At 46.3% G+C, this 24,537-nt stretch carries 24 protein-coding genes and 1 other RNA gene; 18 read left to right on the top strand and 7 right to left on the bottom strand.

Annotated elements, in window-relative coordinates:
• Position 1 precedes the first annotated feature (1 nt).
• The 5 genes from L1D60_RS14200 to parC all read left to right on the top strand — a co-directional run bounded on the left by L1D60_RS14200 (position 2) and on the right by parC (position 6,303).
• Positions 2 to 445, top strand: coding sequence for a DUF1249 family protein (locus tag L1D60_RS14200; RefSeq protein ID WP_032553092.1), 444 nt, complete (start codon positions 2 to 4; stop codon positions 443 to 445).
• A gap of 53 nt (positions 446 to 498) precedes the next feature.
• Positions 499 to 1,323, top strand: coding sequence for a 3',5'-cyclic-AMP phosphodiesterase (gene cpdA, locus L1D60_RS14195; RefSeq protein WP_239841614.1), 825 nt, complete (start codon positions 499 to 501; stop codon positions 1,321 to 1,323).
• On the top strand, positions 1,323 to 1,925 hold the full coding sequence (yqiA, locus tag L1D60_RS14190) for an esterase YqiA (protein ID WP_239841613.1): 603 nt from the start codon (positions 1,323 to 1,325) through the stop codon (positions 1,923 to 1,925). The genes cpdA and yqiA overlap by 1 nt, the downstream gene beginning before the upstream one ends.
• 241 nt (positions 1,926 to 2,166) lie before the next feature.
• Complete coding sequence (gene parE, locus L1D60_RS14185) at positions 2,167 to 4,047, top strand: DNA topoisomerase IV subunit B (protein ID WP_239841612.1); 1,881 nt, start codon at positions 2,167 to 2,169, stop codon at positions 4,045 to 4,047.
• A 3-nt stretch (positions 4,048 to 4,050) separates the two neighbouring features.
• Entirely contained in the window at positions 4,051 to 6,303 is a 2,253-nt protein-coding gene (parC, locus tag L1D60_RS14180; RefSeq protein WP_239841611.1) for a DNA topoisomerase IV subunit A, read from the top strand.
• A gap of 109 nt (positions 6,304 to 6,412) precedes the next feature.
• Here parC and degS read toward each other — a convergent pair whose 3' ends face one another.
• From degS to zapG, 3 genes are all read right to left on the bottom strand, one after another.
• Complete coding sequence (gene degS, locus L1D60_RS14175) at positions 6,413 to 7,474, bottom strand: outer membrane-stress sensor serine endopeptidase DegS (protein ID WP_239841610.1); 1,062 nt, start codon at positions 7,472 to 7,474, stop codon at positions 6,413 to 6,415.
• A gap of 160 nt (positions 7,475 to 7,634) precedes the next feature.
• Entirely contained in the window at positions 7,635 to 8,990 is a 1,356-nt protein-coding gene (locus tag L1D60_RS14170) for a DegQ family serine endoprotease (RefSeq protein WP_239841758.1), read from the bottom strand.
• A gap of 123 nt (positions 8,991 to 9,113) precedes the next feature.
• On the bottom strand, positions 9,114 to 9,569 hold the full coding sequence (gene zapG, locus L1D60_RS14165; protein ID WP_239841609.1) for a Z-ring associated protein ZapG: 456 nt from the start codon (positions 9,567 to 9,569) through the stop codon (positions 9,114 to 9,116).
• A 219-nt stretch (positions 9,570 to 9,788) separates the two neighbouring features.
• Here zapG and zapE point away from each other — a divergent pair, with 219 nt between their 5' ends.
• From zapE to sspB, 8 genes are all read left to right on the top strand, one after another.
• Entirely contained in the window at positions 9,789 to 10,892 is a 1,104-nt protein-coding gene (gene zapE / locus L1D60_RS14160; RefSeq protein WP_239841608.1) for a cell division protein ZapE, read from the top strand.
• Positions 10,893 to 11,138: 246 nt separating this feature from the next.
• Complete coding sequence (rplM, locus tag L1D60_RS14155; RefSeq protein WP_032553102.1) at positions 11,139 to 11,567, top strand: 50S ribosomal protein L13; 429 nt, start codon at positions 11,139 to 11,141, stop codon at positions 11,565 to 11,567.
• A gap of 15 nt (positions 11,568 to 11,582) precedes the next feature.
• Positions 11,583 to 11,975, top strand: a complete 393-nt coding sequence (gene rpsI, locus L1D60_RS14150; RefSeq protein ID WP_004740758.1) for a 30S ribosomal protein S9 — start codon at positions 11,583 to 11,585, stop codon at positions 11,973 to 11,975.
• Positions 11,976 to 12,306: 331 nt separating this feature from the next.
• Positions 12,307 to 12,897 (top strand): ubiquinol-cytochrome c reductase iron-sulfur subunit, encoded by a 591-nt coding sequence (gene petA / locus L1D60_RS14145; protein ID WP_032553103.1) that lies wholly within the window; start codon positions 12,307 to 12,309, stop codon positions 12,895 to 12,897.
• Positions 12,897 to 14,162, top strand: a complete 1,266-nt coding sequence (locus L1D60_RS14140) for a cytochrome bc complex cytochrome b subunit (RefSeq protein ID WP_239841607.1) — start codon at positions 12,897 to 12,899, stop codon at positions 14,160 to 14,162. Before petA ends, L1D60_RS14140 begins: the two co-directional genes overlap by 1 nt.
• Positions 14,159 to 14,896 carry a cytochrome c1 gene (locus L1D60_RS14135; RefSeq protein ID WP_239841606.1) on the top strand — a complete coding sequence of 246 codons (738 nt, stop codon included), beginning with the start codon at positions 14,159 to 14,161 and terminating at the stop codon, positions 14,894 to 14,896. Before L1D60_RS14140 ends, L1D60_RS14135 begins: the two co-directional genes overlap by 4 nt.
• Positions 14,897 to 14,992: 96 nt before the next feature.
• Entirely contained in the window at positions 14,993 to 15,628 is a 636-nt protein-coding gene (gene sspA, locus L1D60_RS14130; protein ID WP_032553106.1) for a stringent starvation protein SspA, read from the top strand.
• 5 nt (positions 15,629 to 15,633) lie between these two features.
• Complete coding sequence (gene sspB, locus L1D60_RS14125) at positions 15,634 to 16,134, top strand: ClpXP protease specificity-enhancing factor (protein WP_275665692.1); 501 nt, start codon at positions 15,634 to 15,636, stop codon at positions 16,132 to 16,134.
• Between the two features lie 82 nt (positions 16,135 to 16,216).
• Here the strand turns inward: sspB and L1D60_RS14120 are convergent, their stop codons facing one another.
• The 4 genes from L1D60_RS14120 to L1D60_RS14105 are packed head-to-tail and all read right to left on the bottom strand — an operon-like array spanning position 16,217 to position 19,640.
• Positions 16,217 to 16,849 carry a BON domain-containing protein gene (locus L1D60_RS14120; RefSeq protein ID WP_239841605.1) on the bottom strand — a complete coding sequence of 211 codons (633 nt, stop codon included), beginning with the start codon at positions 16,847 to 16,849 and terminating at the stop codon, positions 16,217 to 16,219.
• Position 16,850: 1 nt separating this feature from the next.
• Positions 16,851 to 17,441 (bottom strand): phosphoheptose isomerase, encoded by a 591-nt coding sequence (locus tag L1D60_RS14115; protein WP_004729817.1) that lies wholly within the window; start codon positions 17,439 to 17,441, stop codon positions 16,851 to 16,853.
• A gap of 2 nt (positions 17,442 to 17,443) precedes the next feature.
• Positions 17,444 to 17,842, bottom strand: a complete 399-nt coding sequence (locus L1D60_RS14110; RefSeq protein WP_239841604.1) for a YraN family protein — start codon at positions 17,840 to 17,842, stop codon at positions 17,444 to 17,446.
• A complete protein-coding gene (locus L1D60_RS14105; RefSeq protein ID WP_239841603.1) occupies positions 17,829 to 19,640 on the bottom strand; it encodes a penicillin-binding protein activator in 1,812 nt (603 codons plus the stop codon). Before L1D60_RS14105 ends, L1D60_RS14110 begins: the two co-directional genes overlap by 14 nt.
• A 62-nt stretch (positions 19,641 to 19,702) precedes the next feature.
• Here L1D60_RS14105 and rsmI point away from each other — a divergent pair, with 62 nt between their 5' ends.
• The 5 genes from rsmI to L1D60_RS14080 all read left to right on the top strand — a co-directional run bounded on the left by rsmI (position 19,703) and on the right by L1D60_RS14080 (position 24,533).
• Positions 19,703 to 20,569 carry a 16S rRNA (cytidine(1402)-2'-O)-methyltransferase gene (gene rsmI / locus L1D60_RS14100; protein WP_150895845.1) on the top strand — a complete coding sequence of 289 codons (867 nt, stop codon included), beginning with the start codon at positions 19,703 to 19,705 and terminating at the stop codon, positions 20,567 to 20,569.
• Positions 20,570 to 20,833: 264 nt separating this feature from the next.
• Positions 20,834 to 21,261: RNase P RNA component class A (gene rnpB / locus L1D60_RS14095), an RNA gene on the top strand.
• A 228-nt stretch (positions 21,262 to 21,489) separates the two neighbouring features.
• Positions 21,490 to 22,440, top strand: a complete 951-nt coding sequence (rsmH, locus tag L1D60_RS14090; RefSeq protein ID WP_239841602.1) for a 16S rRNA (cytosine(1402)-N(4))-methyltransferase RsmH — start codon at positions 21,490 to 21,492, stop codon at positions 22,438 to 22,440.
• Positions 22,441 to 22,443: 3 nt separating this feature from the next.
• Complete coding sequence (gene ftsL, locus L1D60_RS14085) at positions 22,444 to 22,761, top strand: cell division protein FtsL (protein ID WP_239841601.1); 318 nt, start codon at positions 22,444 to 22,446, stop codon at positions 22,759 to 22,761.
• Positions 22,758 to 24,533: a penicillin-binding transpeptidase domain-containing protein gene (locus L1D60_RS14080; protein ID WP_239841600.1), complete on the top strand. Its 1,776-nt coding sequence runs from the start codon at positions 22,758 to 22,760 to the stop codon at positions 24,531 to 24,533. Before ftsL ends, L1D60_RS14080 begins: the two co-directional genes overlap by 4 nt.
• Positions 24,534 to 24,537: the final 4 nt, after the last annotated feature.

The raw sequence follows: 24,537 nt of genomic DNA, 5'->3' as shown, positions 1-24,537 counted from the left end.
TATGCCGAATATAGCGGTGAAAAAGCCGTATCATGTTGATCTTGCTGAATTGATGCGAGTCTACGAGACCAATTACGCGAAATTAAACGCATTATTGCCTGTTGGGCACCAAGTTGGCGACGTGCGTTGTTATCAAGCGGTTAATATGGTGTATCAATTGACAGTGAATGAGGTCACAAAATACACCACATTAATAGATATATGTCAGAGTGATGCGATGCCAGTATTCCCTTTGCCAAAAATGTCTGTCAGGCTATATCACGACGCTCGCGTTGCAGAAGTGTGTGCCAGTGGGGACTTCTCAAGAGTCAAAGCGAAATACGACTACCCGAACACTAAGCTTTTGCAAAAAGACGAGAAATTTCAACTCAATAAGTTTCTTGGCGAATGGTTAACGTTTTGTTTAAAAAATGGAATCAGTCGCACACCCATTACGCTGAGTTAGCGTACGTTTGAATACTTTGAAGATCTAACAGTAACGTATCTGGATTTGTTATTTTGGAATTATCACATACTTCAAAATTAGATGAGAGCAGCATTAAGTTAGTGCAACTGACCGACACGCACCTCTTTGCGCCAAGTAATGGCAGCCTGCTGAGCATCAACACAGAAGATAGCTTTCGTGCTGTTGTCGATGGCATTGTGAACCAAGGTTATGAATATGAAGCGATTCTTGCGACTGGTGATATCTCTCAAGATCACAGCGCAGAGTCTTACCAAAAATTTGAGGCTGGTATTCAGCCTTTAGAAAAGCCTTGTTATTGGTTGCCAGGTAACCACGATTACAAACCTAATATGGGCAGTGTTATCCCATCCGCTCAAATACAGTGTGTTGAGCATGTGCTGCTGGGTGAGCATTGGCAGATGATCATGCTCGACTCACAGGTTGTCGGTGTACCACATGGTCGTTTGAGCGATCAACAGCTTGATCTATTAGAGCAGAAACTGGCGGAGTTTCCTGAGAAACATACGTTGGTTTTACTTCACCACCACCCACTGTTGGTAGGTAGTGCATGGCTTGATCAGCACAGTTTAAAAGATTCAGACCAGTTCTGGGATGTGGTATCACAACATAACAATGTTCGTGGCGTGCTGTGTGGTCACGTGCATCAAGATATGAATCGCGAGCACTTAGGAGTACAGGTGATGGCTACTCCATCAACTTGTGTTCAGTTCAAGCCAAACTCAGACGATTTTGCGCTTGATACTCTAAGCCCTGGTTGGCGAGAGCTCGAACTCAAACCTAACGGTGAGATTGCGACAGAGGTACGTCGACTTGCCCATGGTGCGTTTGCCCCAGACTTTAACGCTGAGGGTTACTAATGTCAGCTACCGCGCCACAAACTAAACCTTCGATGCTGCTGTATATTCATGGGTTTAATAGCTCATCTCGTTCGCATAAGGCCAATGTGATGGCTGACTATTGTGCCGAGCATCGCCCTGATATCAAAGTTGTGACACCACAATTGCCAAGTTTTCCCGCTCTGGCCGCAGCGCTTCTTAAAAGCATAGTGGAAGAGCACAAAGAGCAGTATCAAATTGCGCTGGTGGGTAGTTCATTGGGAGGCTACTTGTCGACGTGGTTGAATGCGCATTATGGGTTTAAAGCGGCAGTAGTTAACCCAGCAGTGAAACCTTATGAATTGTTGACCGACTACTTAGGTGAGCAGGTTAACCCATACACCCATGAACATTATGTTTTAGAGGAAAAGCACATTGACGAGCTTAAACAGCTTGATGTTGCCTCTATTTCTGAGCCAAGTGATTTTTGGCTGTTGCAGCAAACCGAAGATGAAGTTTTAGATTACCGTCAAGCGGTGGCAAAGTTTCAAGGAGCGAAGCAGACTGTAGAAGAGGGCGGCGACCACAGCTTTGTCGATTTTGAGCGCTATCCTCAAAAGATAATTGAATTTCTAGCCTTGTAAGGTCTAACTTCAGCCGCAGTATCTTATCTTTTTTGCCTGTTATTTCATCTGTCAGTGGTGAAATATCATAGTTTGGTGTCATAGTTTTTGAACGTGCTTGACATCAAACCCCTGCTTCCAGACTATATTCCCCAATACTTTCGCTCGTTCGCTCTGCTGTGAGGGTTCACGGCAACTAACACGGTTATATCGAATTAGAGCCCAGCGAACAGACGTAAATTTTTTGAGTAAACTCCGTATTATGACTGAACAATATAATGCAAAAGACCTCGAGGTTCTTGAAGGTCTCGACCCGGTTCGACACCGTCCGGGGATGTATACAGAGACTGAAAGGCCAAACCACTTAGCCCAAGAAGTTATCGATAACTCTGTAGATGAAGCATTGGCTGGCCACGCGAAGAAGATCAAAGTGGTCTTGCACGCTGACCAATCTTTAGAAGTGGTGGATGATGGTCGTGGTATGCCTGTCGATATTCACCCAGAGAAAGGCATCTCAGGTGTTGAGCTGATTTTAACTAAGCTCCACTCAGGTGGTAAGTTCTCAAACAATAACTACAAGTTCTCAGGCGGCCTACACGGTGTAGGTATCTCAGTAGTAAACGCACTCTCTAAGCGCGTTGAAGTGACGGTTCGTCGTGATGGCCAAATCCATGAAATTGCATTTGAAAACGGCGTAGCGGTAACCGATTTAACGGTAACGGGTTCATGTGGCCTGCGTAATAGCGGCACATCTGTACATTTCTGGCCTGATGCGAAGTACTTCGATAGCTCTAAATTTTCTGTGCTGCGTTTGGTTAACAACCTGCGTGCGAAAGCCGTTCTATGTCCAGGCCTAGAGATCACCTTCAGCGATAAGGTCAACAACGAAGAGCATAAATGGTTCTATGAAGATGGCCTAAAAGATTATCTTGCTGAGGGCGTAAAGGGTTACACCCTGCTACCAGAAGAGCCGTACATCGGTGAGTTCACAGCTGAAACTGAAATGGCAAACTGGGCGGTAATCTGGCAGCCAGAAGGCGGTGAGATGATCACTGAGAGTTACGTGAACTTAGTACCAACTAAACAAGGTGGTACTCACGTAAACGGTCTGCGCCAAGGCTTGCTTGATGCAATGCGTGAGTTCTGTGAATTCCGCAACTTGTTGCCGCGCGGCGTTAAGCTAACGGGTGATGATATCTTCGACCGTTGTTCATACGTTCTATCGGTGAAGATGCAGGATCCTCAATTTGCAGGTCAAACGAAAGAGCGTCTCTCTTCTCGTCAAACGGCTGCATTTGTTTCTGGCGTTGTAAAAGATGCATTTAGTCTGTGGCTGAACGAAAAACCACAACTTGCAGAACAACTGGCGGAAACCTGTATTGCCAATGCTCACCGTCGTATGCGTGCTAGCAAGAAGGTAGTACGTAAGAAGGTGGCATCAGGTCCAGCACTTCCGGGCAAATTGACTGACTGTTCTGTTCAAGACCTAAACCGCACTGAAATCTTCTTCGTGGAAGGGGACTCGGCGGGTGGCTCAGCAAAACAAGCTCGTGACCGTGAGTTCCAAGCCGTGATGCCACTGCGTGGTAAGATCCTAAATACTTGGGAAGTATCTGCAGACCAAGTTCTCGCTTCTCAAGAAGTACACGATATCTCGGTGGCTTTGGGTATTGACCCTGACAACGATGACCTATCTGGCCTACGTTACGGTAAGATCTGTATCCTTGCCGATGCGGACTCGGATGGTCTACACATTGCGACGCTGCTGTGTGCGCTGTTTACTCGTCACTTCCGCTCTTTAGTTGAAGCAGGTCATATCTATGTGGCTATGCCGCCTCTGTATCGTATCGACTGTGGCAAAGAAGTCTTCTATGCCCTTGATGACGATGAGAAAGATGGTGTGCTTGAGCGTCTATCGAAGAAGAAAGCCAAGATCAACGTACAACGATTCAAAGGTCTGGGTGAGATGAACCCACTTCAGCTACGCGAAACCACTATGGATCCAAACACTCGTCGTCTGGTTCAACTAACCATTGATGACAGTGAAGCGACCAATGAAATGATGGACATGCTACTAGGTAAGAAGCGTGCTGATGATCGCCGTTCATGGCTACAAAACAACGGTGATTTGGCCGAGGTATAATGAATGTCTAACGAAATTACTTTTGATGGCGTTGAACAATTGCCAATGCGCAAGTTCACCGAAGATGCCTATTTAAATTACTCAATGTACGTAATCATGGATCGTGCATTGCCATACATTGGTGACGGTCTTAAACCAGTACAGCGTCGTATTATCTACGCGATGTCTGAACTTGGCTTATCAGCAGCATCAAAATACAAGAAATCTGCACGTACCGTTGGTGATGTACTGGGTAAGTATCACCCACACGGTGACTCAGCGTGTTACGAAGCTATGGTATTGATGGCGCAACCGTTCTCATACCGCTACCCACTAGTAGATGGTCAAGGTAACTGGGGTGCTCCGGATGACCCGAAATCATTCGCTGCGATGCGTTATACCGAAGCGAAACTGTCTAAGTTTGCTGAGGTGCTTCTTGGTGAACTAGGCCAAGGCACAGTTGAATGGCAGCCTAACTTTGACGGCACCATGAAAGAGCCGCAAATGTTGCCAGCGCGTCTGCCTCACATTCTACTTAACGGTATCACTGGTATCGCGGTAGGTATGGCAACAGATATCCCACCACATAACGTGCGTGAGATTGCTGATGCAACCATCAAACTGATTGATAGCCCGAAAGCGGAACTGTCGGAAGTGATGGAGCATGTCAAAGGCCCTGATTACCCGACTGAAGCTGAGATCATCTCTCCGAAGTCAGATATTGAGAAGATCTACAAAACGGGTCGCGGCAGCATTAAGATGCGTGCGGTTTGGCATAAAGAGGGGTCTGATATTGTTATCACGGCTCTGCCTCACCAAGTATCCGGCGCCAAGCTTCTAGAGCAAATCGCAAACCAGATGCGTGCTAAGAAGCTGCCGATGGTTGACGATCTTCGCGATGAATCCGATCACGAGAACCCAACGCGTATCGTTGTTGTTCCTCGCTCGAACCGCATCGACTGTGATCAGTTGATGAGTCACCTATTCGCTTCAACGGATCTTGAGAAGAACTTCCGTGTTAACTTGAACATGATTGGTCTAGACAATCGTCCTCAAGTTAAAGGCCTAGTGCAGATCCTTAAAGAGTGGATTGAGTTCCGTCGAACTACAGTACGTCGTCGTCTACAGCACCGTCTTGATAAAGTGCTAGCGCGCTTACACATTTTAGAAGGTCTTTTGGTTGCTTATCTCAATCTTGATGAAGTGATTGAGATTATCCGAACTGAAGACGATCCTAAAGCGGTGCTTATGGAGCGCTTTGGTATTACTGAGATTCAAGCGGACGCAATCCTAGATACCAAACTTCGCCACCTTGCTAAGCTGGAAGAGATGAAGATCCGCGGCGAGCAAGATGAGCTAGAGAAAGAGCGTGAGAAGCTAGAGAAGCTACTGGGCTCTGAGCGTCGCCTGAATACTCTGATTAAGAAAGAGATCCAAGCGGACGCAGATAAGTACGGTGATGATCGTCGTTCTCCACTGGTTGAGCGTGCAGAAGCGAAAGCACTGACTGAGCGCGACCTTGTACCAAGTGAACCAATCACAGTGGTACTTTCTGAGAAAGGTTGGATTCGTCATGCGAAAGGGCATGACGTGGATCCAGAGGGGTTGAACTACAAGTCGGGTGATAAATACCTTGCGAGTACGCGTGGTAAGAGTAACCAACAAGCGGTATTCCTCGGTAGTGACGGTCGAAGCTACTCGCTTGAGTCTCATTCTCTGCCTTCGGCGCGTAGCCAAGGTGAGCCGATTACTGGTCGCTTGAATATCAGTGCTGGCAGTTCGATTCGCCAAGTTGTGATGGGCGAGGATGATCAGCTATGGCTGGTGGGTTCTGATGCAGGCTACGGTTTCGTATGTAAAGGCAGCGATCTCTTGTCGAAGAATAAGAGCGGTAAGGCATTGGTGAATCTACCTCAAGCATCGGAAGTGATGCTGCCAAGCCCGATTGAAGATCTGGAGACCAACGAGATTCTGGCGATTACTAACCAGGGCCGTATGCTGTTGTTCCCAATTAAAGATCTGCCTCAATTGAGCAAAGGTAAGGGTAACAAGATCATCAATATCCCGTCGGCGAAGGCGAAAGAGCGTGAAGAGTTTGTCTCACACCTAATGGCCATTCCTCAAGGGACAACGCTGACGCTGTATGCGGGTAAGCGTAAGCTTGGTTTGAAGCCTGCTGACCTTGATAACTTCCGTGGTGAGCGTGGTCGTCGTGGCGGTCTACTGCCAAGAGGCCTGCAACGAGTAACTCGTATTGACATCGAGAGTGACGAGTAATCTTCGTTTTAGATAACTTGTTGTATAGATAATAAAAAACCCAGCCGAGAGCTGGGTTTTTTGTTGTTCGCAATCTACTTAATGTTAGTCGTAGATCCGTCTAATTTAACTAGCGCTTGTCTTCCGCAATGGTAACCTTAAGGGTTTTACTTTCACCCTGACGGAGTATACCCACATCGACCACTGTGCCAGGTCTTAGGTCGGTAACGATATCCATAACGCTCTGGCGTCCATTGATCTTGGTGTTGTCGATACTGATGATGATGTCTTGAACCTCAAATCCAGCATCAGCAGCAGGGCCAACAGGATCGATACCTAACACCACAATGCCACCAATGTTTTTGTTACCTAATAAACGTGAGGTAACTGAATTAATGTCTTGTCCATCAATGCCGATATAGCCGCGAATCACACGACCGTCAGCAATGATCTTCTGCATGATTTTATTGGCCAATCCATAAGGGATGGCAAAAGAGATACCGTAGGTTTCCATGTCAGTTGCTTGCTGGAAGGATGCCGTATTTATGCCAACCAGTTCGCCTTGTGAGTTAACAAGTGCACCGCCCGAGTTACCTTCATTGATCGCCGCGTCAGTTTGAATAAAGGCTTGGTGGCGATCGGCGCTTATCGAAGAACGTCCAGTTGCTGAGATAATACCGAAAGTTGTCGTTTGACCTAGGTTATATGGGTTGCCGATAGCAAGTACGATGTCGCCGACGTTGGCTTCATAATTTGGGTTCAGTGGAATAACCGGAAGGTTATCACCGCTGACTTGCAATATGGCGATGTCAGTTCGTTTGTCTGAGCCAACTAATTGAGCGGCAGCTGCACGACCGTCTTGCAAGGCAACCACCACTTGATCCGCTTGAGCAACGACGTGGTAGTTAGTGATGATGTAGCCTTTCTCGCTAACAATAACACCAGAACCTAAGCCTTGAGTAAGTAGCTTGTTACGGTCGGACTCATCGTATTTACGACTGTAGATGTTCACAACTGCTGGTGCCGCGCGTCGAACGGCATCGTTGAATGAGAGTTGCAATGAGCCTATGTTGCTCACTTGCTTGCTCGCCACTTCAGAGACGAAATCAGGCCTTAGCTGCGGGAAAGCCACCAATATAATCAGCGCTGATACTAATCCAAGGGAAATAGAACGAAATAGAAAGGACAGCATGTTTCCCTCTTCGACAGGTAAGGTATTGAGCCTCCGCGCATGGGTGACCAGTTTGAGTTACCAGTGAAGCATAGCATTTTGATTCATCTAAATAAAAGGGCAGGTTGATTAAGTTCTATACGGACTTAGTCAACCTGCCCTCAATAATGGTGATTAATAGTTAGCGAATCACAAGATAGATGGTTCTTGGGCCACGTTGGATATTGAGCGCTAATACACCAGGGTTCTTTTCAACAATTGCTCTGAACTGTGCTAGGTTCTTCACCGTTTTACGGTTCACACCAATGATGATGTCGTCTGCTTGAAGCTGATAGGCCTCAGCTGGAGAGCCTTTAGCGACACTTGAAACCTTAACCCCTTTTACTGGGTCGCTATCGTTGGTATTGGTAAGCTCCGCACCAGCCAAGCCTTCATGCAGTTTTTCTGCTTGAGTCTTGCTGTTGGTTGATTCCCCAAGCGTCACGTCGAAGGTTTTGTTCTTACCGTCACGAACCACGCCCAGTTCAATCTCTTTTCCTGCACCAAGAGTCGCGACTTTAGCTCGCAATTCGCTAAAGGTATCGATCTTCTTACCATTGATTGCAACGATGATGTCGCCTGCTTGTAAACCTGCTTTGTCGGCAGCACTGTCTGGCACGACTTGGCTCACAAATGCACCTTTGCTGGATTCGTAACCGAGTGCTTCAGCCAATTCCGAGGTAATTTCACCACCCTGAACGCCAAGCATGCCACGTTTAACTTCGCCAAACTCTAAGATTTGGTCGGTTAGGTTGCGCATCATATTCGATGGGATCGCAAAGCCGATACCCACATTACCACCATTTGGGCCCAGGATTGCAGTGTTAATACCGATCAGCTCACCATTGAGGTTAACTAAGGCACCACCTGAGTTGCCGCTGTTGATTGCAGCATCGGTTTGAATGAAGTTCTCAAAGTTTTCTAGGTTGAGACCGCTTCGACCTAATGCCGAAACGATACCCGATGTCACCGTTTGACCGAGACCAAATGGGTTACCAATGGCAACACTGAAATCACCGACACGCAGTTTGTCTGAGTCAGCAAAACGAATCTCTGTCAGGTCTTTGGCTTTTTCGAGTTTGAGCAGGGCGATATCAGACATTTCGTCGCCACCAATAAGCTCGGCATCGTATTCACGTCCATCATGCAGTTTTACGCGGATCTCATCAGCGTTATTGATGACGTGATAGTTTGTAACGATATGTCCTTTCTTGGCATCGATAATAACACCAGAGCCTAAACCTCTGAATGGGCGCTCTTGTGCTTGTTCTGGGCCAAAGAAGAATTGGAATTGTTCAGGGATACGTTGACGTTGGACTTGCTTACCTTCCACTGCAATGCTGACCACCGCTGGGGTGACTTTTTCAAGCATTGGCGCAAGGCTAGGTAGTTGTTGGTTGTCGACACTTAGGGGAAGCGCCGCAGTTGCCTGAATCGGTGCGATGATGGAACTTAAGCTTAAAGTCAGTACCGATAAAGCAAGCAAAGGTTTTTTCATCATAAACTCCTCGTTAGTTAAGGCCTTGTAACACATATCAAGTTGGACTATTGCCAAGTGTTGTACGACCCAAGTGAAGATTATGACTCAAAAACCTTTGTAAAGTTCATTGAATTTAATTGTTTAAGACGCTTTCGCCGTTACAACCTCTGGTGCTTCAATGACCTCTTTCTTCTCATCGTTGAACAAACCGGTCGCGCCATTGGCGTAATCTTTTGGTTGTTCATCAATGGCTGATACTTTGTTGTCTGCTTTATCAGATGACTTATCTGAGTGTGCTGCAGCCGTTTTCACAAATGGGTTGTCCTGCTCTGGCAAGTTAGGGATTAACTCAGCGCTGGTCTTTTCCATGTGTTGGTAAAGCTTGGTGTAGTCCTTACCTAAGGTATCTAACATTTCAGCTGTTTTAGCAAAGTGATCGGCAAGCTCTTGGCGTTGCTGTTCTAGTGCAAACTTTGCTGTGTCTAATTCTTTTTGAACATTCTTTTGCTTCTTGTACTCAGGAGTCGTGAGGCGAGAAATAGCAACTCCTAAGATAAGTCCGATTAGTAAACCGCCAACGGCATACATCCAAGGCATAACAGCTCCTTATTGTTGTTTTTTAACATGTTTGTTACTGCTTAGTTACACATAATGCAGCTTCATGGTACTATGACAAGGCGACAGTATAAAGAAAAATGCGTGTGCGCTAGCTATCAGTTTGAAGCTGCACATACAGCGATGAGCCCCCGCCTATTGTACTGTTGAAGTCCTTTTTCCTTCGCTGGTTGATATCGATTTCATTGTGGAAATGTCGTCATGAATCCCGTTAAAAAATACGAACAAGATATAAAAGAACATGGATTTCAAAGAGATCCAGCCCAAGAGCAAGCCGTACAGTCACTAGATCAATTGTTCCACCAATTTCAAGAATACCAAAATGCGCCAGTGCCACAGCTGACGCGTTTTCAAAAGTTAATGGGTAAGAAGCCACAACTGCCGACGCCACCAAAAGGGCTCTATTTTTGGGGAGGGGTAGGGCGAGGTAAAACTTACCTAATGGATACTTTCTGTGATGCATTGCCTACATCAAGAAAAATGCGTGTCCACTTTCACCGCTTTATGTATCGCGTTCATGATGAACTGAAAGCACTGGGCGAAGTGAGCGATCCTTTGCCGTTAGTGGCAGATAAGTTTAAGCAAGAAGCGGATATCATCTGTTTTGATGAGTTTTTTGTTTCCGATATTACCGATGCGATGATTCTAGGGACTCTGTTCCAAGAGCTGTTCGCTCGTAACGTTATTTTGGTCGCGACTTCGAACATTCCACCTGAAGACCTGTATCGAAACGGCCTGCAACGTGCGCGCTTTCTTCCTGCGATTAAGCTCATTCAAGACAACTGTCGAATTCTCAATGTAGACAGCGGTGTCGATTACCGACTGCGGACCTTGGAACAAGCAGAGATCTATCACTATCCACTAGACGCACAAGCGGATGTGAATCTGCGAACTTATTACCAACAGTTGGTTGGTGAGGGTAAAGAGGTGCTAACTCGGATTGAGGTTAACCATCGTCAACTGGATGTGGTTGAAGCGAGTGATGGCGTTTTGCATGGTACCTTTGCTCAGCTTTGCCAATCTGCGCGCAGCCAAAATGACTATATTGAGTTGTCTAGGATTTATCACACGGTACTGCTGGCTGAAGTTAAGCAGATGAATGCCACCTCTGATGACGCCGCAAGACGCTTTATTGCTCTTGTGGATGAGTTCTACGAGCGTAATGTAAAACTGATTATTTCTGCCGAGGTTGCGCTAGAAGAACTCTATACTCATGGTCAATTAGAGTTCGAATTTAAACGCTGTCAGTCACGTTTAATTGAAATGCAGAGCCATGATTATCTAGCAAAAGAGCACCTAAGTTAGGCGGGGAATTCGTTATTAAGAAAATGGAAGAAAAAAATCGTGATTTTGTTCAAAAAGAGGTGATTTTTTCTTCGCTCTTCTCTATAATCCTGCGACCTACCGTTACTGCGGGCCTCTAACGATGAGTTAAATCACGTTATGCCAAGAGTTTTCCAACACTCGAAGGGGTGATGAATGGGGACTCTTAGACAGTTGGAATACTCAGTATTCCTTAAGTGTAAATTTTTTTAATAGGTAATTATTAGCATGAAAACTTTCGTTGCTAAACCAGAAACTGTAAAACGCGACTGGTACGTTGTAGACGCTGAAGGTAAAACTCTAGGTCGTCTTGCAAGTGAAATCGCTTCTCGCCTACGCGGTAAGCACAAAGCTGAATACACTCCTCACGTAGACACTGGTGATTACATCATCGTTGTTAACGCTGAGAAAGTTACTGTAACTGGTAACAAGGCTAAGGGTAAGGTTTACTACCGTCACTCTGAGTTCCCTGGTGGTCTTAAGTCTATCACTTTTGAAAAGCTGATCGACCGTAAGCCAGAGATGGCTCTTGAACTAGCTGTTAAAGGTATGCTTCCACGTGGTCCTCTAGGCCGCGCTATGTACCGTAAGCTAAAAGTATACGCTGGTGCTGAGCACAACCATGTTGCTCAACAACCACAAGTACTAGACATCTAATTGGGGATTATGAAAATGGCAGAGAATCAATACTACGGCACTGGTCGTCGCAAAAGCTCAGCAGCTCGTGTTTTCATCAAACCAGGTTCTGGTGAGATCGTAATCAACAAGCGTAGCCTTGATGTTTACTTCGGTCGTCCAACTTCTCGCATGGTTGTTAAGCAACCTCTTGAGCTAGTTGAACTAACTGAGAAACTTGACCTATACATCACTGTTTCTGGTGGTGGTATTTCTGGTCAAGCTGGCGCAATCCGCCACGGTATCACTCGCGCTCTTATGGAGTACGATGAAACTCTACGTCCTGCTCTACGTGCAGCTGGCTACGTTACTCGTGACGCTCGTTGCGTTGAACGTAAGAAAGTTGGTCTACGTAAAGCACGTCGTAAACCTCAATTCTCTAAGCGTTAATTTTTCTTTACCGAAAAATACACGCTCCCAGTTTTATTACTGGAATTGTGGTTCAAAGCTCGGCTATATGCCGGGCTTTTTGTTTTTCTACTCCCCGCTAAATGCTTTTCCCTCCTCGTTTTATTTCCAATTTCTTATATTTTGATAGCTTTTGTAACCCAATGTGCGCTTTGCCTCATGATTGTTACAAAAAGGTAGCTTTATCTTGTCAAAAAGTAGGGTTTTATTTATCATTTGCCGTCAATAAATAGAACTAAATACGTATTTTGTTAGCCATGCTCTTTAAGCGGAATAATTTCAATCCAAAAGGAGCAAATGGGAGAATGTTTGGATGAGCAACGCGCCTTTAAATAACGGTCGCAGGCGTTTCCTAACCGCAACAACAGCCGTTGTTGGTGGTTTAGGGGCTGCTGCTGTAGCCGTGCCTTTTATTAAATCATGGAATCCGAGTGCCAAAGCGAAAGCTGCTGGTGCGCCGGTGGAAGTGGAAGTCAGTAAATTAGAAGCTGGCCAAATGGTTCGTGTCGAATGGCAAGGTAAGCCTGTATGGGTTGTACGCCGTGCTGAGTCGGTACTAGAAAACTTGAAAACCATTGGTGGTCAACTTCGAGATCCTCAATCGGAAGCTGAACAACAACCTGAATACGCTCAAAATGAGTTCCGTTCAATTAAGCCGGAATTCTTTGTTGCGGTTGGTTTCTGTACTCACCTAGGTTGTTCTCCAACTTACCTACCTGATTCTTTTGCAGAACAAGTACAAGGTGTTAAGTCTGGTTTCTTCTGTCCATGTCATGGTTCAAAATTTGATATGGCTGGTCGAGTATTCCAAGGCGTACCTGCACCGCTAAACCTTGTTGTGCCAAAGCATATGTATTTAAGTGACACCAAGATCCTGATCGGTATTGACGAGGGAGATGCATAATGCAAGGACTACTAGATTGGGTAGAGAAACGTATACCCGCGATGAATGCTTATAAAAAGCACTTGTCTGAATACCCAATGCCTAAGAACTTTAACTTTTGGTACCTTTTTGGTTCTTTAGCAATGTTAGTTTTAGTTAACCAGATCCTTACAGGTATTTGGCTAACAATGAACTACGTACCATCTGGTGAAGGTGCGTTCGCTTCTGTTGAATACATCATGCGTGATGTGGAATACGGCTGGTTACTGCGTTATATGCACTCAACGGGCGCATCTGCGTTCTTCGTTGTTGTTTACCTGCATATGTTCCGTGGTCTGATTTACGGCTCTTACCAAAAGCCTCGTGAGCTACTATGGATTTTCGGTATGTTGATCTTCCTAGTGCTAATGGCTGAAGCTTTCATGGGTTACCTACTACCATGGGGTCAAATGTCATACTGGGGTGCTCAGGTAATCATTTCTCTGTTTGGTGCGATCCCTGTTATCGGTGATGACCTAACGCTTTGGATCCGTGGTGACTACATCATCTCTGGTGCAACGCTAAACCGTTTCTTCGCACTGCACGTTATCGCTCTACCAATCGTACTTCTGCTGCTTATCGTACTTCACGTACTAGCACTGCACGAAGTAGGTTCGAACAACCCAGACGGTATCGAGACGAAGCTTCCTAAAGGCACAATGGGCGATGACTACAAAACTCAGTTCCCATTCCACAAGGATTACACTAAGAAATACGACATCATTGACTCTATTCCTTTCCACCCATACGGGACTGTGAAAGATATGGTTGGTGTAGCTGGTTTCCTATTCTTCTTCTGTTATGTGCTGTTCTTTAACCCAGAGATGGGTGGATTCTTCCTTGAGCCGCCAAACTTTGAAGCTGCGAACCCACTGAAGACACCAGAGCACATCGCTCCTGTATGGTACTTCACGCCGTTCTACGCAATCCTACGTGCGGTTCCTGATAAGCTGCTAGGTGTTGTAGCAATGGGCGCATCTATTGTTGTGCTATTCCTACTACCATGGTTCGACCGTTGTAAAGTACGTTCGTACCGTTACCGTAGCAAACTGCATTTGATTAACATCATCCAATTCACAATAAGCTTTATTGCGCTTGGTATTCTTGGTGCGCTTCCAGCAACACCAACGTACACAGTACTAGCACAGATCTTTAGCTTAGGTTACTTCATGTTCTTCGTACTTCTGTGGTTCTACAGTAAGAATGAAGCGACGAAACCATTACCAGAAAGGGTGACATTCAAATGAAAAAATGGATTGTAATTTTATTTGCTATGTTGCCGTCATTAGCTATGGCAGCGGGCGCAAATGTTCCGCTAGACAAAGCGAACAATGACTTAACGGACCAAGCTTCACTGCAAAACGGTGCTAAGCTGTTCATGAACTACTGTTTTGGCTGTCACTCTACGCAGTACCAGCGTTATGAGCGAGTTGCTAACGACCTAGAGATCCCAGTGGATCTAATGAAAGAGAACCTAGTCTTCGACCCTGAAGCGAAGATTGGTGACCTAATGGTTAACGCAATGCCTGCGAAGCAAGCGGCGAACTGGTTCGGTGCTCCGCCACCGGATCTAACGCTAGTTGCTCGTGTTCGTGGCGCAGACTGGCTATACACTTACCTTCGTACTTTCTACGAAGACCCATCTCGTCCATTTGGCGTAAACAACATTGTTTTCCCAAGTGTTGGTATGCCACATGTGCTTGAAGAGCTACAAGGTATCCCAACGCCAATCTACGAAACTCATATCGTAGATGGTGAAGAGGTAGAAGTGGTTGTAGGTACTGAAACTGACGGTTCTGGTGAGCTAAGTGCAGGTGAGTACGACGAAGCTGTACGTGATTTGGTTAACTTCCTAGTTTACTCTGGCGACCCTGTTCAACTTGAGCGTCACGCTCTAGGTTGGTGGGTAATGGCCTTCTTAGTATTGTTCACTATCGTTGTGATTCTACTGAAGAAAGAGTATTGGCGTGATGTGCACTAATTGTGCTATAATACCGTGCTAATTCCCAAATTATGTTAATGTACAATGGAGGCTTAGGCCTCCATTGTTTTTATTTAAAGTGTACTGGAGGGCTCCATGGCTGTAGCTGCCAATAAACGTTCTGTGATGACTCTTTTCTCAAGTGCTTCTGATATGTATAGCCATCAGGTGCGCATTGTTCTTGCTGAAAAAGGCGTAAGTGTTGAAGTTGAGTTGGTTGATGAAAATAATCTTCCAGCAGAGCTTGTTGAACTGAACCCGTACAAATCAGTACCCACTCTAGTTGATCGCGAGTTGGCTCTATACGACTCAAAAATCATCATGGAATACCTTGATGAGCGTTTCCCTCATCCACCATTGATGCCTGTTTACCCTGTTGCTCGTGGTAACAGCCGTCTAATGATGTACCGTATTGAACGCAACTGGTACTCAGTTGCTGAGAAGATTGTAAAAGGCAACGCAGAAGAATCTGAAGCGGCACGTACTAAACTGCGCAATGACCTACTGACTCTAGCTCCTATCTTCGCAGAGTACGAATACTTCATGAGCGAAGAATTCAGCCTAATCGATTGTTACCTTGCTCCGCTACTATGGCGTCTTCCTGAGCTAGGTATCGAGCTAATTGGCCCAGGTTCTAAAGAACTGAAAGTTTACATGAACCGTGTATTCGAGCGTGATTCATTCCTAGCTTCTCTAACAGAAGCTGAGCGCGAGATGCGTCTGGCTCGTTAATCGTTATGGATATTTCAACGATGACGCCACGCCGTCCATATATGCTACGCGCATTTTATGATTGGCTGGTTGATAACGAACTCACACCACACCTAGTTGTTGAAGCAACACTACCGGGTGTTCGTGTACCAGAAGAGTTTATTCAAGATGGTCAAATCATCTTGAATATTGCTCCTCGTGCTGTCGGTAATCTTGAACTTGGCAATGAAGCGGTAACATTCAGTGCACGCTTTAGTGGACGTCCACACTCAGTGATCGTGCCACTTTATGCTGTTCAAGCGATCTACGCGCGTGAGAATGGTGCCGGTACTATGTTTGAGCCTGAAGAGGCTTACATGGACGTGCTTGAGGAAGGTATTGAAGAGGGGTCATTTGAGGCTCCGGAAAAAGGTCCTTCATTAAGTGTTGCTACGGCGGAAGTTGAAGTTGATGCAGAAGATTCAGACCCTGAGCCTGAACCTCCACGCCCAACTAAAGGTCGCCCGAGCCTTCGTGTTATCAAGTAACCAAACGACATTAAAAAAGCAGCGATGATTCGCTGCTTTTTTTATAACTCAACTTTTTAGCTGAACGTTGCCGCTAGGATGACTAGTTAACGACAGTTTCTGCTTCAGTTTCCGCCGCTGCTTCAGCTTTCACTGTGGCTTCGTCACCATATTCAAATGCTCGAATAACTTGCTTCACTCCTGAGATGTTACGAGCGACATCGGTTGCAATATCGGCATGCTCACGAGTCACAAGGCCAAGCAGGAATACCTCGCTATCTTCGGTAATCACTTTAACCTTGATGCCGTTTAGTTCAGCATTTGCCAATAGCGCTGATTTCACTTTTGTCGTGATCCAGCTGTCTTTACTTATCTCGCTTACGCTTAAAGGTGCTTTGACGCGTACTTGGTTATGAACATTGTTCACACCAGCCACTTTTCTGGCTTCACTTTCAAATGAGCGACGCTCTGCGTCAGTTGATGCTTGGCCCATCAAAACCACGGTGCCACGGTAAGAGCTAGCCGTTACTCGAACGTTACCTCGGTAAGGTGCTTTGTTGGTAATAGCAGCGACTTCGAACTCAATGTTATTGTCGTTCCAAATCTCTTTGGTGGTACGGGTGTCAGTCACTAGGTTAGCTGTCGTTGCAGCGCCTGCAATGAACAGCCCAGCACAACCTGATAATGACAGTGTCAGCAGTGAAACGCTGAGCAACTTAACAATAGAAAACTTCATGTTACTCCTCATGAGCTGGGAATAGAACTTGGTCAATCAGATCACATAGGCAATGCAGCGTGACCATATGAACTTCATGGATACGAGCGGTGCGGTGTGATGGGATGCGAATCTCTACATCGTGCTCACCTAGAAGGCCAGCCATTTCACCACCATCTTTACCAGTAAAAGCGATGATGGTCATATCACGAGTTACCGCAGCTTCCATCGCTTTGATGATGTTTTTGCTGTTACCGCTGGTAGAAATGGCTAAAAGGATATCGCCTGTTTGACCAAAAGCGCGTACCTGTTTAGAGAAGATCTCTTCGTAGTGGTAGTCGTTCGCAACCGCCGTTAGTGTAGTGTTGTCGGCGGTTAGCGCCATTGCAGGAAGGCTAGGGCGCTCGGTTTCAAAGCGGTTAAGCAAGCAAGAGACAAACTGTTGTGCGTTTGAAGCAGAGCCACCGTTACCACAACATAAAATCTTATTACCATTAAGCAAGGTTGCGACCATGGCTTGCGCAGCATGGGTAATAGCATCTGGCAGAGCTTCTGCTGCTGCAATTTGAATTTGAATACTTTCTGTAAAACTTTCTTTGATGCTATCTAGCATGTTTATCCTTGGGTAATTGCATTTTCTATCCAGTTGATCTGTTCGCTTGGCCCTTCAATAGCCACAACATCAAACCGGAAGTTAGTCGAGTGTACCGACATGCCTTGCTTCATCAGCCATAGATTGGCGGTGTTGATCAGTTTTTTCGCCTTACTGGCGGTGACCATTTCTGCTGCATGCCCATAACGTGTCTGTTTTCGGTATTTGACCTCAACAAACACAATTGTCTGGTTGTGGTGCATTATAAGATCAATTTCACCACATTTTGCTACGAAGTTTTGCTCTATTAAAGAGAGTCCGTGGCCTTCGAGGTGCTCTTTGGCCACGCGTTCGTATTTATCGCCCACTTGTCTGTGGGCGTTCAGTTTTTGTATCAGCTTGGTTCGGCTAAATAGCCCCATGCTCAGCCCAACTGATTTGGCGTTGTACCACACAGTTATTGTCGATGGTTAGTACGCCTGTTTCACCAGAAATACTATGTCCTTCAACGGCTTTCATCTGTGGCAGTGCGTCCATTAAGTAGTATGCATCCATACCTAATGCTTGTAGACGCTTTTGACCATTAGAGTGCGAAGGCCATAGCTCATTTAGTTGTTTATTTAGCTCACCCTTGCTCTCTACAAGCAGTGGAATATCACTGTAGAAAACCCCGGTTAGGTCTTCATACTGTTTGTCGCCACTGTTGCTACGAGAGTTAGAGAACAACGCAGGCTGCTTCGCGTCTGGGTTAATGGCGACCTCAATGAAAGGTTTGATCAGCGTTAACTCAGAGTTTTTAGCAACGATATATACCGCATCAACGTCACGACGGCTGCGTGGCTCTGTCTCTAATGGCAAGTCGATCAGATTGTCCATCTGAGCAATGCGTTGCTGGCTCTCTTGGAGGCCAAAGATCTGGTTTACATTGCGCTGAAGTTGGCGTTTGTCAGAGAAGAAAGAGGTCGCCACATCATTGCTGCTGTATTTCGACCACTCTTCTTTAAAGGCTTCTTGCACACGATCGCCTAATCGGCCCTTAGGTGCCAAGATTAATGGGTATTTATAGCCTTGCGTAAACAGATGCTTTGCGGCTTGCGCTACTTCTTGCTCTGGTGATAGTGCAAGGTAGCAAAGCTTAGTATCCGCTTCTAACTGATCTGGAATGTTCAGTGCCAGTGCTGGAATGGCATCGTCATGGCCTTTTTGAGCTTCTTGTAACTTGGTGATGTTACTCTTGATCAATGGACCAACGATAAAGTCGACTTTGTTATCAACCAGCGTCTGTTTGATCTCTTCAGCGCTTTGCGTGTTGGTATCCAAGACCGTTAGTGTTGCATCTTGTTCACGCTCTTTGTCGTTCATCATTGCAAAGATAAAGCCATCGCGTACCAACTGCGCTTGTTTGCTGTACTTACCGGTTAAAGGCAGTAACAGCGCTGTGCTGGTTGGCTTGCTGATTTCTAAACTAAGAATGTCTGTGATCGCCTGCGGCGTGTATTTCGCGGCTGGGTGATATGGGTTTTCAGCCAACCAATCTTGCAGTGTGCTTTGTAGCTCAGGTAGATTGCCATTCAAAGTTTTCAAATAGATAGACAGTTGTAGCCAGCCTGCCAAGACGTCTTCGTCTGGAGCCGTTTTAAGAGCAAGCACCTCATATTGAGAATAGCTGCTCAGGTTTTGCCAGATGCGATCTGCGATCAACTGTTGGTCTTGGTTGTCATCAAATTCTTCAAGCTTGGTCAGCTCACGGCTCGCTTCGAAATATTGATTCAATACCTCAAGAATATCAGCACGTAGGGTGTGGTAGTCTTTCCACTGCTCATTTGGCAGCTTCCACCAAGGCTGGAAGTTCAGTTGTTGATACGCTTGCTCAGTCTGCTGATTGTTGAACAGCAGTTGTGCACGTGCCAATTGCCACTCAGCTTGCTGAGTTTCAGTAAGTGGCTGCTTCGCTAAGCGTTTGATCAGCAGAGTCGCTTGATCGGTTTTGCCTGCTTGCACCGACGACTTAAGCGCCATGATCAGCCAATCATTTTGCAGACTACCTTGGCTGCTGTCGGCTTGCATCATATAACTTTCTGTCGATTGTGTTGGATCAAGTGTAATATCAACACGCGTCGGGGCTTGTGGCGCAGAAGAACAAGCCGCCAATGAAATTGCTAATGCAATTGGAGTTAGTAAGCGTGGTACACTGAGTCTCTTATGGTTCATTGTTGCCATGAGTTCTTTTTAATTCCGTATAAATTTGTATCTATATTAATCGTTGAAGTGATGGTAAACAAATGACAGATAACAAAACCTTGCTCACAGAGAGCCCAACTCTCTATATTGTGCCGACTCCTATCGGAAATTTGGGAGACATCACTCAAAGAGCAATCGAAGTATTATCAAGCGTCGATGTTATTGCAGCGGAAGACACACGTCACACGGGTAAGCTGCTTGCTCACTTCAATATATCCACCAGAACGTTCGCCTTACATGACCATAATGAGCAAACTAAGGCGCAAGTTCTAGTAGAAAAATTATTAGAGGGTCAGTCTATCGCATTAGTCTCAGATGCTGGAACCCCTTTAATCAGTGATCCAGGTTACCATCTTGTATCACAATGTCGTCAGGCTGGTGTGAGAGTTGTACCACTTCCTGGTGCATGTGCTGTCATCACTGCGTTAAGTGCATCAGGCTTGCCGTCAGACCGCTTCAGTTTTGAAGGCTTCTTACCTCCTAAGAGTAAAGGTCGTAAAGATAAGTTCCTAGAGATCGCAAAAGCGGAACGTACGTGTATTTTTTACGAGTCACCACACCGCATCTCAGACTCTCTGCAGGATATGCTAGATATCTTGGGCCCTGAACGTGAAGTCGTACTGGCGCGTGAGCTGACTAAGACCTTCGAAACCATTCAAGGCATGCCATTGGGTGAGCTGATTGAGTGGATTGAAGAGGATGCTAACCGCAAACGTGGTGAAATGGTGCTATTGATTCACGGCCACCGTGAAGAGGCAACAACCGACTTACCTGACGAAGCAACGCGTACATTGGCGATTCTAACCAAAGAGTTGCCACTTAAGAAAGCTGCTGCGATGGCTGCAGAGATCTACAATCTGAAGAAGAACGCGCTGTACAAGTGGGGTCTAGAGCATCTAGACAACTAATGCTTCTTTAGTTGATGTATTCAGATACAGATAAACAAGAAACCCAACCATCTTTTTATCTGTATCTCTGATCCGCTCTTCGTTCTTTTCTCATCTCGAATCTCGCATCCCGCTACCCGCATCTTTCTTTGTATCTCTTCGAATCTCTACTCTCGTCACTCATATCTGCTCTATCGTTCAATTCCCCACCAGTTAACACCTCGATTGCATCATATTTGTGATCTCGCTAGACACTTCTCTTTAATCTCTATACAATCCGCCCTCGGAGTTGACTGGGTAGTCGCTGCTTTGTTGATGTCCTTCGGGAGACTGACGCTGAAGTCCTTTGGGAGACTGGCGTTGACGTCCTTCGGGAGACTGACAAAGGGGAGGAAAGTCCGGGCTCCATAGAGCAGGGTGCCAGGTAACGCCTGGGGGGCGCAAGCCCACGACAAGTGCAGCAGAGAGAAGACCGCCGATGGCCCTAGGGCACAGGTAAGGGTGAAAGGGTGCGGTAAGAGCGCACCGGACGGCTAGCAATAGTCCGTTGCAGGGTAAACTCCACCCGGAGCAAGACCAAATAGGCCTCCACATTGCGTTGCTCGCGTAAGGAGGCGGGTAGGTTGCTTGAGCCAGTGAGCGATTGCTGGCCTAGACGAATGGCTACTACCGCGCAAGCGGAACAGAACCCGGCTTATATGTCGACTCCACCTATTCCAAGAACCCATCATTACTTAACAGTAGTGATGGGTTTTTTGCTTTATATTGACGTAAATTATTTAGATTTCCTTAAAATCCACTTTTCTTGTAAAGACTTGGGTTAAAAATCCCAACTCGCTACACACAATGTAGTGGAGATAACGTGCGAAATCAGTACACTAAAACGTTAACAGAATCATTTGTAGCCGAACTAAAGGCTTAATCCACTCACTGAGAAGACTATGACAGAAGCGTTCAAACATATTTCAGTATTGCTTAACGAATCAATTGACGGACTGGCGATCAAACCTGATGGTACCTACATTGACGGTACTTTTGGCCGTGGTGGTCACAGCCGTACAATCCTGTCTAAATTGGGCGAGAATGGACGACTATTTAGTATCGACCGCGATCCACAAGCGATCGCTGAAGCTCAAAAAATTGATGATCCTCGTTTTACTATCATCCATGGTCCATTCTCTGGCATGGCTGAATACGCAGAGCGTTACGACTTAGTAGGCCAAGTTGATGGCGTGCTTCTCGATTTAGGCGTGTCTTCTCCGCAACTGGATGACGCAGAGCGCGGTTTCAGCTTCATGAAAGATGGCCCGTTGGATATGCGTATGGATCCAACATCAGGTATTCCAGTTTCTCAGTGGTTGATGGATGCTGACCTAGATGACATCACTTGGGTTATCCGCGAGTTTGGTGAAGATAAGCACGCGCGCCGCATCGCTAAAGGCATCGTGGCTTACCGTGAAAATGAAGAGAACGAGCCACTAACTCGCACGGGTCAGTTAGCCAAGCTTATCTCGGATGTTGCACCAAAGAGCTTCAAAGAGAAAAAGCACCCAGCCACTCGCGCATTCCAAGCTTTTCGTATCTATATCAACAGTGAACTGGAAGAGATTGATACTGCACTGAAAGGCGCAGCAAGCATTCTTGCTCCACAAGGTCGTCTGTCTGTTATCAGTTTCCACTCACTCGAAGACCGCATGGTGAAACGTTTTATCCGTAAAGAGAGCCAAGGCCCACAGGTTCCTCATGGTTTGCCACTGACAGAAGAGCAGATCAAGGCGCTAGGCAGTGCTGATCTGAAGCCCGTTGGTAAAGCGATCAAACCTTCTAAACATGAGGTTGATGAAAACACTCGTTCTCGTAGCTCAGTATTACGCATTGCAGAAAAGCTGTAAGAGATGAAGACCGCCAAGCCAAACTTAGCTAAGATTATCTTCTTTGATCTAATATCAGTGGGTCGTGTCCCACTGTTGTTGCTCATTGCTATCTTCGCGAGTGCGATGGGGGTCGTTCTTACTACACACATGTCCCGCCAAGCCATTACTCAGAAAGATATGGCTTTGGTGGCGCGTGAGCAGCTTGATGACGAGTGGCGAAACCTCATGCTCGAAGAGACTGCGCTTGCCGAACACAGCCGAGTACAAGCTTCTGCAATTAAAGAGCTTGATATGAAGCGCCCAGATTCAGACAAAGAAGTTGTGATCTCACTGAAATGACCGCTAAAAAGGAAAAAGCATCTGCGAAGAAAGCCGAAGCAAGCTCATCTAAAGCAACTTCTGGCAAAGCAAACGCAGTGAATGGAAAGGACTCAGATCCTATCTTGATCAAATGGCGCTTTAATTTAGTTATTGCGTTTGTCTTCCTGGCATTTGCAGCACTTGTCTCTCGTGTTGCCTACATTCAAATCATTGAACCCGATAACCTGATTCGCCAAGGTGACTTGCGTTCGGTTCGTGTCAAAGAGATCCCTTCCGCACGCGGCATTATTTCCGATAGAAACAATGAACCTTTGGCAGTCAGTGTCCCAGTTGAAGCGGTATGGGCTGACCCCAAAACTATTTTTGATAAAGATGGTTTAGCACAGATTGACCGTTGGTATGCTTTGGCTGATGTATTAGGGCTAGAGCGTCAGTCGATGATCGACAAGATCTCAGCCAATAAAACGCGTCGTTTTATCTACCTTCAGAGGCAAGTTAGCCCAGCAATGGCGAAGTATATTCGCGACCTTAAGTTGGTGGGCGTTGGCCTTAAAGCGGAATCTCGTCGCTACTATCCTGCGGGTGAAATCAGCGCACACCTTATCGGTGTAACGGGTATTGATGGCCATGGTTTAGAAGGCGTTGAACGCAGTTACGATCAATGGTTAACCGGCGAGGCGGGTAAGCGTACCATTCGTAAAGACCGCTATGGTCGCGTGGTAGAGAACATTGCGCTAGAAGAGCGTGAGCAAGGTAAGCCGCTCACCTTGACCATAGACCAACGTTTACAAGCGATTGCCTACCGTGAAATCAAACAGGCTGTCGCCGATCACCGTGCCACCTCGGGCTCGGCGATTCTGCTTGATGTTAAAACCGGTGCGGTATTGGCGATGGTGAATGCGCCATCTTATAACCCAAACAACCGTGCCGACCTGCAAAGTTTTAAGATGCGTAACCGTGTACTAACGGACGCAATGGAGCCCGGCTCTACCGTTAAGCCATTTGTGGTACTCGCTGCCCTAGAAAATGGCGCAGCGACACCCGACACGGTGATCAATACCGGGAATGGCATCATGCAAATCGGTGGTAGTCGCGTTCGTGATACCTCCAAAGTCGGCAAGGCTGACCTAGCGATGATCCTTAAAAAGTCGAGTAACATCGGTGTGGCGAAGCTCGCTCTGGATATGCCGCTGGAGGCCTTGTTAGGGCTTTATAGTTCAGTGGGTCTAGGTGAGATGTCCGGCTTGAATCTGGTTGGTGAAACAACAGGTATCTTCCCGAATCGACGCCGTTGGTCAAAGTTTGAAATCGCCACCCTTTCTTTTGGTTACGGCCTATCCGTCACTCCTATTCAATTGGCTCACGCTTACGCAACACTGGCAAACAAAGGTGTGTATGAGCCAATCCATATTATTGAAAACAATGAGCAAGATTTTTCTAAGCAGATCATTGATAGAGATAACGCACAGCTTGTTTTAGAGATGCTTGAGGGCGTAACCCAGAAAGGCGGTACCGCCACCCGAGCGGCAGTACCCGGTTATCGTGTAGCGGCTAAAACGGGTACTTCACGTAAAGCCGAAGCGGGTGGTTATAGTGATGAATATATTGCGATCACCGCAGGCGTAGCACCCGTGAGCGATCCTCGAGTCTCACTGGTTGTAGTGGTGAATGAACCTCAGGGCGATCTCTACTACGGCGGTTCAGTAGCTGCACCCGTATTTTCGGAAATCATGAAAGGTGCGTTGCAAATCCTTAACGTGCCTGCTGACGAAAACAAGTTTCAAGAATAGAGCG

This window comes from Vibrio sp. Isolate30 (assembly GCF_022397975.1).
GTDB classification, from domain to species: domain Bacteria; phylum Pseudomonadota; class Gammaproteobacteria; order Enterobacterales; family Vibrionaceae; genus Vibrio; species Vibrio fortis.
Note: the sequence above shows the minus strand (reverse complement) of the source record. Positions and strands in the feature narration are given on the sequence as shown.